This is a genomic window from Prosthecobacter sp., assembly GCF_044373815.1.
Classification (GTDB): Bacteria; Verrucomicrobiota; Verrucomicrobiia; order Verrucomicrobiales; family Verrucomicrobiaceae; genus Prosthecobacter.
On record NZ_JBIPNG010000207.1, the window covers coordinates 1 to 10,839 of the forward strand.

General features: G+C 60.0%; 11 protein-coding genes and 1 tRNA gene. 8 read left to right on the top strand and 4 right to left on the bottom strand.

The features are described 5' to 3' along the window. Positions 1-47: 47 nt before the first annotated feature. The gene (locus ACIREA_RS16975) at positions 48-746 is read right to left on the bottom strand and encodes a hypothetical protein (protein ID WP_397383492.1); all 699 of its coding nucleotides are present in this window, start codon (positions 744-746) and stop codon (positions 48-50) included. Positions 747-1,082: 336 nt separating this feature from the next. Between ACIREA_RS16975 and ACIREA_RS16980 the strand changes: the two genes are divergently transcribed. Beyond that, the gene (locus ACIREA_RS16980) at positions 1,083-1,262 is read left to right on the top strand and encodes a hypothetical protein (RefSeq protein ID WP_397383494.1); all 180 of its coding nucleotides are present in this window, start codon (positions 1,083-1,085) and stop codon (positions 1,260-1,262) included. Between the two features lie 93 nt (positions 1,263-1,355). Here the strand turns inward: ACIREA_RS16980 and ACIREA_RS16985 are convergent. Together ACIREA_RS16985 and ACIREA_RS16990 are read right to left on the bottom strand one after the other, a co-directional pair. After that, positions 1,356-1,431, bottom strand: a tRNA-Ala gene (locus tag ACIREA_RS16985). Positions 1,432-1,665: 234 nt separating this feature from the next. After that, positions 1,666-2,643 carry a phytoene/squalene synthase family protein gene (locus tag ACIREA_RS16990; protein ID WP_397383495.1) on the bottom strand — a complete coding sequence of 326 codons (978 nt, stop codon included), beginning with the start codon at positions 2,641-2,643 and terminating at the stop codon, positions 1,666-1,668. Positions 2,644-2,707: 64 nt separating this feature from the next. Here ACIREA_RS16990 and hemW point away from each other — a divergent pair, with 64 nt between their 5' ends. After that, the gene (gene hemW, locus ACIREA_RS16995; protein ID WP_397383496.1) at positions 2,708-3,796 is read left to right on the top strand and encodes a radical SAM family heme chaperone HemW; all 1,089 of its coding nucleotides are present in this window, start codon (positions 2,708-2,710) and stop codon (positions 3,794-3,796) included. 2 nt (positions 3,797-3,798) lie between these two features. Here the strand turns inward: hemW and ACIREA_RS17000 are convergent, their stop codons facing one another. Beyond that, positions 3,799-4,365: a DUF5362 family protein gene (locus ACIREA_RS17000; protein ID WP_397383497.1), complete on the bottom strand. Its 567-nt coding sequence runs from the start codon at positions 4,363-4,365 to the stop codon at positions 3,799-3,801. Positions 4,366-4,477: 112 nt separating this feature from the next. On the opposite strand from ACIREA_RS17000, the gene ACIREA_RS17005 reads away from it, so the two are divergent. The 6 genes from ACIREA_RS17005 to ACIREA_RS17030 form a co-directional block, all read left to right on the top strand. Then, on the top strand, positions 4,478-5,245 hold the full coding sequence (locus tag ACIREA_RS17005) for an RDD family protein (protein ID WP_397383498.1): 768 nt from the start codon (positions 4,478-4,480) through the stop codon (positions 5,243-5,245). After that, on the top strand, positions 5,242-6,213 hold the full coding sequence (locus ACIREA_RS17010) for a stage II sporulation protein M (protein ID WP_397383500.1): 972 nt from the start codon (positions 5,242-5,244) through the stop codon (positions 6,211-6,213). Before ACIREA_RS17005 ends, ACIREA_RS17010 begins: the two co-directional genes overlap by 4 nt. After that, on the top strand, positions 6,203-7,660 hold the full coding sequence (locus tag ACIREA_RS17015; protein ID WP_397383501.1) for a DUF4129 domain-containing protein: 1,458 nt from the start codon (positions 6,203-6,205) through the stop codon (positions 7,658-7,660). The genes ACIREA_RS17010 and ACIREA_RS17015 overlap by 11 nt, the downstream gene beginning before the upstream one ends. Beyond that, complete coding sequence (locus ACIREA_RS17020) at positions 7,660-8,916, top strand: hypothetical protein (RefSeq protein ID WP_397383502.1); 1,257 nt, start codon at positions 7,660-7,662, stop codon at positions 8,914-8,916. Before ACIREA_RS17015 ends, ACIREA_RS17020 begins: the two co-directional genes overlap by 1 nt. Positions 8,917-8,934: 18 nt before the next feature. Beyond that, positions 8,935-9,966 (top strand): AAA family ATPase, encoded by a 1,032-nt coding sequence (locus ACIREA_RS17025; RefSeq protein ID WP_397383503.1) that lies wholly within the window; start codon positions 8,935-8,937, stop codon positions 9,964-9,966. A gap of 5 nt (positions 9,967-9,971) precedes the next feature. Next, positions 9,972-10,839 (top strand): DUF58 domain-containing protein (locus tag ACIREA_RS17030; RefSeq protein WP_397383505.1); only part of this gene is annotated, 868 nt, incomplete at its 3' end.

Consider the following 10,839-nt stretch of genomic DNA (forward strand, 5'->3'; position numbering starts at 1 on the left):
GTGAACCCTTTTTTGAATACAGGAACTAGTCTTGCACTTGGGGCCTGCTAGCTTTCACACGCGATTTCGTAAATCTGTTTGATGCTAAAGTTTCCATCCAAGACTTCCTGCATGTCAGTGAACCGCTTCCATTGGTTATCAAATGACACCTCGAAAACACTCCGGCGCAGGTAGCCTGCGGGTGTGACCACACCAAGCTCAAATTGGTAGGTGCCCCCTCCATACATCCAGAGGTTCGTGTTTGCTACTTCTACGTTTAGAGACAATTGCGCGGGGGCCGACAGATGATGATGTCCCGGCACAGGCGAAAGGGTGCCGAAATCTACAAACGCGCATGTTGCAGGTGCAAGGTAGCTCTTGGCGGCAGGCCCGCCATGCGTCCACATGAGTCTTACAGGCACAAATCCGGTTAAGGCGACTCTGTCTTTACCACTCACCTTAAATGCGCCTAGCAAATGCACTTCAATTTCATGGGCTGGCGCATTGCCAATGTTTAACAGACGCAGGCGAATCTGTCTAAATGTCGTCCCATTTGCATTTTCCAAAGCGTGCCAAAAAGCATCGGAAATTCCACATTCCAAAATGCATTTGGGCTTGAAAAATTTGCCTCGAATCCAATCCCCAAAAATCGCTAACGCTGCAACTACCGTAGATGCGACAGCCGCAATCCATGTTCCCCAAGCTGCGAACCATGCAGCGGCTGTTTGACTGTCCATGTCGGCGAGAATGATGAGAGGGGGAGCCATCGAACATGATAGACAAATGTATTCCATAGAGCCAGACCGGAAATCTTGATGATCTCAGGTTTTCGTTCTTGTAAAGATGGGACACCAGAGGCATACACTAGGTCAGTGTCCCATTTTCTAATCCATTGAAATTCAATGGTTGGCAAGGTGGTGTCGGAGTGTCCCTCCCTCACCGCCATTTTTTGTCAGACGACCTCACGCTGAAAGCGCATGGTCGGCCACCTTGAGAGGAGGCAAACGAACAGTAAATGACGAGGCACAGCCCTTCAAAGCGCCTTGCAACGGTCTGCAATTGCCTGTTGCACAAGGGGTTAAAATACCACATTCTGCCACCCGATGAAAATCAATACCAGCATTACCATTGATCCACGCATCGCCAAGCTGGCGAAGAAATATGCGGCGCTCGACGGTCGCAGCTTTGCCAACTACGTCGAACGTGCCGTCGCTCGACAGGTCGAGCAGGACCAGATCGCCGAGAGCCCGAGCCCGAAGGCCAAGCCTGCGAAGAAGAAGTAAGCATTTTCGCTGACGCGGAAGGGAAGGGTGGCGATGAGAATCGCAATCCAGGTTCTTTGTTGTCTCGCAGCGCAGATTCAATCTGCGGGAGAGTGGTGGAGCTAAGGGGATTCGAACCCCTGACCTTCTCATTGCGAACGAGACGCTCTACCAACTGAGCTATAGCCCCAAAATGGGATGTTTGGACGATGCACGGTGATTTTGGGCACTCGTCAGATTTCTCTGGGAAGTTGCAGCGTGCGGGCTGGCAATAGCAGCCGACACAGGGCAGGAATCGTTTGAGAAAGCAGGTGAATGCCTTGTTCACTATTCATCGAACGGAATTAATTATGCGATGATCCGGCATTCCGGCAAGCATATTCGCCGGTGGCGGGAAGCCGCCAGGCAGGTTTTTAAAGTTAGATCAACCCTGTGCGAGCTTGCGGTAGAGCTTTTCCATGGCGGTGGCGCTGCGGCAGGCGATGGCGGCCTGGGCGAGGATGCTGGCGACGTCGAGGCGGGAGATTTTGATGCCTTGCTGGACCTTGTCCCAGGGGGAGGAGCGCATTTTGGCGACGGTTTGAATGCCGAGGAGCAGGGGCAGGGCGGTGGCGTAGCGGAGCTTGCCATGGGTGACGTGCTGCACGTAGAGCAGGCCGCATTCGAGGTGTTCGGTGCAGGTTTGCAGCCAGAGGCTCCACTCGGTTTGGATGTCCGCGGGCTGGCAGGGGAGGTAGCAGCGGCCGTCGCGGGTGTCTTCGCCGATGTCGCGGAGGATGTTGATGAGCTGCAGGCCTTTGCCCATGCGTGCGCCCCATTCCTGCATTTGCTGGGTGGTGACGGTGGGATCGAGCGAGCCGGGGAGTTCGGTGGCGCAGAGCTGGGTCCAGAATTCGCCGACGCATCCGGCGACGAGCCAGGCGTACTGATCGAGCTCTTCGGCGCTGGCGAGGCTGCGCAAGCGGCCGTCGGCAGGAAAGCGGCGGATGTCGAGCATCTGGCCGTCGATGATGTGCTCCAGGACGCTCTGGATGGCGGCGAGGGGGACGGGCTGCATGGTGCGCAGCCAGGCGATGCCATCGGCGAATTTTTCCATGAGGCGGCGCTCGGCGTCGTCGCTCTGCTGGGTGCAGAACTGGGTGATGAGGGTGCTGGCGAGGCTCTGCACTTCGCCCGAGCCACGCACGAGAGAGCGGTAGCGTTCGAGGCAGTCGAGCCGCACGGAGGCGCTGACGATGGCGGTGTCGGCGATGGTGTCTGCGGTGCGCGCGAGCAGGTAGGCGAGGGAAATGGGCTCGCGCAGCTCCTTGGGAAGGGCTTTGAGCGTGAGGTAGAACGAACGGGAGACCGACGCCAGCAGCTGGCCGCCAAGTTCGCGTTCGTGATGAGTTTCGTCGGACATGAGGGGGATGCTAGATGGTAGATGCTGGATGCCTGAGCAAGCATTCTCTGCTAGCATACGAAGAGTGAAGCATCTCTACGTCCATATTCCTTTCTGCCACCGCATCTGCCCCTACTGCAGCTTTCACAAGCACACGCCGGGTGGGACGGACATGATGGCGTTTGTGGATGCGCTGCTGCAGGAGGCGGAAAAGCAGCCGCTGAAGCCGCAGACGATTTTTTTCGGTGGTGGCACGCCGACGATGCTGAGTGATGTGCATCTGGAGCGGCTGCTGCGTGGACTGAAGGAGCGGGTGGACATGACTGAAGTGGTGGAATTCACGATGGAGGCGAATCCACGCACCGTGACGGCTTCAAAAGCGGCGATCATGCGCGAGATGAACGTGACGCGGGTGAGCCTGGGGATTCAGGCCTGGGATGACGAGACGCTGAAAACACTGGGGCGGGACCATGCCCGGGCGGATGCGGAAGCGACCTGGCAGGTGCTGAAGGAGGCGGGCTTTCCGAGCTTGAACTTGGATCTGATGTTTTCGATCCCGGGGCAGAGCGTGGAAACTTGGCGCAAAACCCTAGAGCATTCGATCTCGCTGCAGCCGGATCACATTTCGGCCTACAACCTCAACTATGAGGAGGACACGGATTTTTTCCGCCGGCTCAAAGCGGGGGAGTATCGCGAAGACGAAGGCCGTGATGCGGAGTTTTTCAATCTGGCGATCGACACACTGGAGGGCGGCGGATTTGAGCACTACGAGATTTCAAACTACGCCAGGTCGGGGCATCGCTCCGTGCACAACGAGTCCTATTGGCTGGGGGAGGACTATCTCGGCATCGGGCCTGGGGCATTTTCGACGGTGGGCGGGAGGCGCTGGAACAACGTGAAGGACACGCCGCGCTACATGGCGATGACGCTGGCTGGTGAGGAAACAGCGGTGGATGTGGAGGAGCTCACGCCGGATCAACGCCGCACGGAGCGCTTTGGCCTGGAACTGCGCACGGCACGCGGGCTGCCGCTGGAATTGATCCATGCGGAGTCACGCAAGATGCTAGAGACGCTGCGTGAACAGGGGCTGCTGAGCTACGATGAAGGCCACGTGCGACTGACGCGGGTGGGCAAGCCGCTGGTGGATCCGATCGCCGTGGCGCTGATGGGCTGAGATCAGCGAGGGAATTTCATGCCCGAACTGATGGCGGTGAAGATCAAGGCGAAAAAGGCGATGACGCCGATGAGGACCATGCAAATGGCAATGAGAGTCATGATGCCGTGAAACTTCCAGTAGCGACGCTGCTCGGTCAGCGCGGCATCAAGATCCGCAATGGAGCGTGAGGCCATCAGTCTGCCGATGCTATTGGCATACTTCCAAAGTTTCAGAGCGGGGTAGATGGTGAGGAAGGCAAAGACGCCAAGGTATATCGATGTGCCAATCAAAATGCCTGCAAGGAACGCGGGATTGTTTGTGAACACGGGATTGCCCGCGATTGCAGGATTGCTTTTGAAATCGTTGTTGAACGTGCCGGAGGCGGCGAGCAAAGCGTAGAAGCCGCTCAGGAGTACTAAAAACAGGCCCCCGAGCCAGAAGATCACCGACATGAAACGAACCCAAGGCTTGGTGCCAGCGAGCTGGGCGATCGTGCTGGGGGAAACAGCCTCTGCAGCGCTGTTGGTGGCGGAACCGAAGAGATTGGCGACTGGGGAGGAGTAAGGATTTGAAAGGGGGGATTCCATGGCGGGCGAAAGGTGGAAGTATGAGCGCTGGAACAATACCCGGCGTTTACAAATTCTACGAAAATAATTCGCGGGTTGTCAAAACCAAACGGAACCGCTTCATTGATCGCTCATGGCAGCGGCACGCGCGGACACCTTGCAAACAGTCGAACTCGCGGACGGCGTGGAGATTCAACTGCGCGTGGCGGGTCCGGCGGTGCGCAGCATGGCTTATTTGATCGACCTCATCATCCGCATCGGCATCGACATCGTGATGGCGATCTGTGCGCACTGGCTGCTGCAGGATATGATTGGCGAGGACATGACACGCGGACTGTCCCTGCTGTTTGCTTTTTTCATGGAGTGGTTTTACAACGTGTTTTTCGAGGCCGGTGCGAAGGGGGCGACGCCTGGGCAGCGCTCCATGAAACTGCGGGTGATGAGCGTGACAGGCGGGCCGGTGTCTGTGGCGCAGGCGGTGATGCGCAATTTTTTGCGGGTGGTGGATTTCATGCCGGGGTTGTACCTTACGGGCATCGTGTGCATGCTGTTTACGAAGCGATTTCAGCGTCTGGGTGATCTGGTGGCCAACACGGTGGTGACGTATGCCGAGGTGCCGCAATCCATCGCGCCGCATGTGGAAATCCGTGCGGAAAGGCGTGCACCGTCGCTGGTGCTGACACGTGAGGAGCAGGCGGCGCTGCTGCAATTTCTGGAGCGTGCGCCGCTGTGGGCAGATGAGCGGCGGATCGAACTGGCCGCGCTGGTGCAACCGTTGACCGAGGCGACCGGAGTGGAAGGACTGCGCCGGCTGTGCGGCATGGCGCTGTGGCTGCAGGACCCGGAAGACAAAAGCGGCAGTCCGCCACCGCTGAAAGGAGCAGCCATGTTCCGCTCATGACTCCAGCCCAGTTTGAAAAGCAGATCGAGCCGCGCTGGCAGAAGCTGGAGGCGTTGCTGAAGGAAGCGGAGCAGTCACACCCCACGGCTGCGGTGGAGGAGCTGCCCGCCACTTTCCGGCAGGTGTGCCATGACCTGAGCGTGGCGCAGCACCGCATGAGCCCGCAGCGCCTGACGCAGCACCTCAATGCGCTGGCGATCCGCAGCTACCGTGTGCTGGAGCGGCACAGTTCCGGAGGATGGGATGCTTTGGCGCGGCTGCTGGTGGTGGAGTTTCCGCAGGCGGTGCGTGCGGAGTGGAAGCTGTTCTGGTGGTGCACGGCTTTGTTTTATCTGCCGGCGGTGCTGATCGCCGTCGTCACGCCGTCACATCCTGAATGGGCGATGTCATTTCTTGGGCCGGATGCCATGGTGCAGATCGAGAGCATGTACGGGGAGGCCAGCAAGCCTTCCGATTTTGTGCGTGAAAGCTTCGGCTCCGGCTTTGCGGCGTTTTGCCACTACATTTGGAACAATGTCAGCATCGGCTTCAAGATTTTCGCGGGCGGCATTTTGGGTGGTGTGGGGGCGTTGTTTGTTCTGCTGTTCAATTCCCTCCACTTTGGTGCGGCGGCTGGTTATGTGCATTATTCGGGCAATCCGCTGACGCTGTACGCGTGGGTGGTCGCGCATGGTGCGCCGGAGATGACGGGCGCGGTGATCTCGGCGATGGCCGGCATGCGCGTGGGCTGGTCGGTGCTGCGCCCCGGCAGAATGGAGCGGCGTACGGCGCTGGTGCTGGCAGGGCGCAAGGCGCTGCCTTTGCTGGTGGGTGCGGCGGTGATGACAAGCATTGCAGCAGTGATTGAAGGATTCTGGTCGCCGATGGATCTGCCGCTCGTGATTAAATTCACTGCTGGTGGAATGTGCTGGCTGCTGGTGGCGGCGTTTCTCCTGCTCAGCGGAAGGAGGCAGACGGATGCGGCTTGAGGACATCACCGTCACGCTGCGGCCACGCCAGCCATGGGAGGCTGTGGACCTGGGCTGCGCCATGGTGAGGCGTGACTTTGGCCGCATCCTCCTGCTGTGGGTGTGCACGGTGGGGCCGCTGTGGGGGCTTGTCTGCGTGCTGCTGAGTTCTTCGCCTGCATGGATTCCGCTGGTCGTGTGGTGGCTGAAGCCGCTGTATGACCGTGTGCCGCTGTTCTTTCTGAGCCGCGCCGCCTTTGGCGAGCGGCCCACCTTTCTTGAAACCTGGAAGCAGTGGCCACGCCTGTGGATCACGAATTTTCTGCCTGCGCTGCTGTGGCGGCGGCTGTCCTTCATCCGCAGCTTTGCGCTGCCGGCGCAGATGCTGGAGGGGTTGCGTGGTGCGGCGGTGAAGAGGCGCATCAAGACTCTGGCGATGGATGGGGGAAGCTCGGGGCTTTCGATGACGCTGGCGTTTTCCAACATCGAACTCGCTGCCTGGCTTGGGTTGATGTGGGGGACGTATAGCCTGCTGCCGGAATCCGCGCAGCCGGACTGGGAGGGGCTGTTTCAAGCCTTTGATTTCGAGAGCACGATTCCGGATGCTTTTCTATGGTGGGGGGCGGTCTGTCACATGGTCATCGTCACGCTGATGGAGCCCTTCTATGTGGGGGCGGGTTTTGCGCTGTATTTGAACTGCCGCACGCGCATTGAAGGCTGGGATGTGGAGCTGGCGTTTCGGCGGCTGGCTGCGCGGCTGACTTCCGCGACTGCGGCGATGATCATTGTAGCGCTGATGATTTGTGGTGCTCAGTCTGCTGTGCAGGCGGCTGGCGAGAAGGATCCGGCCATCGTCGCACGGGAGGTGCTTCAAGATCCTGACTTTGAAATTCACAAGCTTAAAACTCCGGAATGGGTGAAGGATGAAAACAAGGACAAGAGCCAAGAGAAGGCGGGCAGGGCTAAGTCACAGGGGCTGGATTTTTTTTCCGTCTTATTCCAGCTGTTGTTTTGGATGCTGGTGGTGGGGCTGGTGAGCTGGCTGATCATCTATCTGGTGAAGAACCGCCATCTCTTCCTCTCACGCGGTGCCAGCAAGGCGCCGGTGCGGGCGCCGAAGGTGCTCATGGGGATGAACATCACGCGCGAGAGCCTGCCGGAGGACGTCGTGGCCGCAGCGCGTGCGGCATGGGCTGCGGGTGATTTCAAGGAGGCGCTGAGTCTGCTGTATCGGGGCTCGCTTTCGTGGCTGGTGATCCGCCGCCGGGTGCCCATCACGGACAGTGACACGGAGGAGGACTGCCTGGTGCAGGTGCTGCAGGCCGGAGATCAAACGGAGGCCGACTACTTCCGCCAGTTGACGGGCGCGTGGGTGCAGGTGGCGTATGCGGTGATGCCGGTTTCAGACGCTGAAATGGGGGCGCTGTGCGAGCGGTGGCCGTTTGTGGAGAAAGGAGGTGCGGCGTGATGCGGCACTTCATTCGCGGCTTACTGACGCTGGCGGGCGCACTGCTGCTCTGTGCTTGCGGGGATGGCGATGGCGGCCACTGGGAAGATGTGGAGAGAACCACGGGCTACAAAGGCAAGGCGCGGGTGAATCCGTTCCTGGCGGCGGAGCGGCTGCTCAATGAACTGGGTCACAAGGCTCATGCTGAGAAGTCGCTGGTGAAACTGCCGCCGCATGAGGCGGTGATGTTCGTCTCCGGCGAAGGTGGACTCGCTGAAGGCCGGGCGAAACAGCTGCTGCGCTGGACCTACAGCGGCGGGCACCTCATCTACTTCCTTGATGGCACTCGGCCGTACAACGACTTTGAAACGCAGTTTGGCGACTTCATTTCCGCCGTGCTGCTGGAAAAGCAGAAAGATCCGGTGATGGAACAGCTCGGTGTCGGGGTGCAGAAGCGCTTCCCGATGGAGGAGGTCAAGGACCTGCTGAAAAGCAAGGCTGGCGAGCAGGCGAGCGCCAAGGATGAGGAAGTGGAAAAAGCCTGGAAGGAAAAAATAAGGGAGGTGTCCAATCAGGAGGTTTCATGGAATGGCAGGACCTACCAGCTCGGTCTCGGCGGCTACCAGAGCCTAGACCTCAAACGCAGGCTGCTGCCGGGTGAGTTTTCCGCCGGACCCAAGGATGAGTCGCTTGCGCTGCACTTGAGGCATGGGATGGGCATGGTCACGCTGCTGGCGCATGCACGCCCTTTCCGAAATCACTGGATCGGAGACCAGGATCACGCGCGCTGGCTGTCCGCGCTTGTCGGTGAGCATGGCTCCAAGGAGGTGCTGTTTGTCGCCGCGACCACGGGCAGTTTTTTTGGACTGCTGTGGCAGCATGGCTGGATGGCCGTTGTCACGCTGGCGTTGTGCCTCGGCTTCTGGCTCTGGCAGCAGATGCCGCGTTTTGGGCCGCTGGCGGAGGTGGAGCTTGATTCGACCCGCCATTTTGCCAGCCACATCGGCGCGCTGGGGGAGTTTTTCTGGCGCATGCGGCGCGTGGCGCTGCTGGTAAATTCTGCACGAGATGCGGTGTGGGAGCGTGTGAGAGAGCGGCTTCGATCGCTTGATGATGGCAGCCGACAGATGAACGACTCACTCGCCCAGGAAATCGCCCGCCGCAGCGGATTGCCGGTCAAGCGGGTGACCGATGCGTTTGATATGACGCCGCCGAACAGCGCCCATCAGTTTGTGAATCTCATGCGCGATCTTCAGACCATCCGCCGTGCTCTTTAAAATATCACCCATACCTCCATGAATCCGATTCTTCCTGAACCTGACGTTTCCAGCCTTTACACACCGCCACCGCTTGGCAGTTTTGCGCCGCCTGTCGTGCCGAGGAGCACGGAGATTTTTCGGAAGATCCATGCAGCGGTGAGCCAGGTGTTTGTGGGGCAGGAGGAGGTGCTGTATCAGGTACTGGCGGCCTTGCTGGCCGGGGGGCATGTGCTGCTGGAAGGGAAGCCGGGACTGGGAAAAACGCATCTGGTGCTGGCGCTGTCCCACACGTTTGGCGGCACCTTCCGCCGCATTCAGTTCACACCGGATCTGATGCCCTCCGACGTCTGCGGGCACACGCTGTTTGACATGAGCAGCAGCACCTTCCGCGTGCGGCGCGGGCCGGTGTTTGCCAATCTTCTGCTGGCGGATGAAATCAACCGAGCGCCTGCCAAGACGCAATCCTCTCTGCTGGAAGTGATGCAGGAAACGCAGGTGACGATTGACGGTGAGAGCCACGCGCTGGCACCTCCTTTTATGACCTTTGCCACGCAGAATCCCATCGAGCAGGAAGGGACATATCCGCTGCCGGAGGCGCAGCTTGACCGCTTTCTGCTCAAGGTGCTGATCGACTACCCGGATGTGGCGAATGAGACCTGGATCGTGAAGGCCGTGTCATCGCGCGCGTCAGGCGGGGGGCTCTCCACTTCGTCAGTTCCACAGGTTTGCACGCCGCAGGACATCCTGGCAGCGCAGGAGGAAGCTGCTGCGGTACAGGCGGTGGAGCAGGTGGTGGACTACGCGGTGAAAATCGTGCGCGCCACACGCCAGCACAGCGCCATCTCGCTCGGTGCCGGAACGCGCGGAGCGATCAGTCTCGTGCGCATTGCCAAATCGTATGCGCTGCTGGAAGGTCGCAGCTTCATCACGCCTGCGGATGTGAAACGTGCGGTGCTGCCGGTGTTGAGGCATCGCGTGCAGCTGGCACCGGAAATCGCCATCAGCGGCCAGAGCGTGGATGACATGCTGAACTCGCTGCTCAAGACCATCGAAGCGCCCCGCGTCTGATTTTCATGCGCCCGACCGCTCTGCTGCTCAAAGTGCTGTTTGCCTGGCTTGTCCTGGCGGTGGTGGCGTGTGTCTGGGAGAGCTTGGCCGTGCTCTGGCAGATCGGGGGCGGTTTGCTGCTGCTGGCGCTGGTGGTGGATGCCTTCACGTTGCCGCGACGTGGGCGCATCACGGGTGAGCGCTCGCTGCCGGGACGTTTTGCGCTGGGGGTGGGATCTGCGGTGACGCTGACGGTGACGCATGCGGCAAGGCGCACGCTGAAGCTGGAGGTGTTTGACGGCATCCCGACGGCGGCGGAGGCGGAAGGGCTGCCACATCGTGTCAGCATTCCCCCGGGTGAATTTGCTGCGATCTCGTATGAGGCCCGCTTTGTGCGCCGGGGGCAGCATGCTTTCACACGGGCGCATGTGCTGGTGGATTCGGCCTTTGGCCTGTGGCGGAGGCTGCACTTCATCGCGGGGGAGAGCCAGACGCGCGCCTACCCGAACTATGAGCCGGTGGTGCGCTTTGCCCTGCTGGCAATGGCGAATCGCGTGGAGCAGATGGGCATCGTCAAGCGCCGCCGCATGGGGGCCTCGCTGGATTTCCATCAACTGCGCGATTACCAGGACGGAGATGTGCTTTCACGCATCGACTGGAAGGCCACGTCACGCCGCTCCATGCTGGTGAGCCGTGACTACGAGGAGACGCGCAATCAGACGATCCTGCTGGTGCCGGACTGCGGCCGGCGCATGCGTGCGCTGGACGGCGGACTCAGCCAGTTTGATCACTGCTTGAATGCGATGCTGCTCATCGCCTTCATCGCGCTGCGGCAGGGGGATGAAGTGGGAGTGGTGGGTTTTGGCGGAGTGCAGCGCTGGCTGCCGCCGGTGA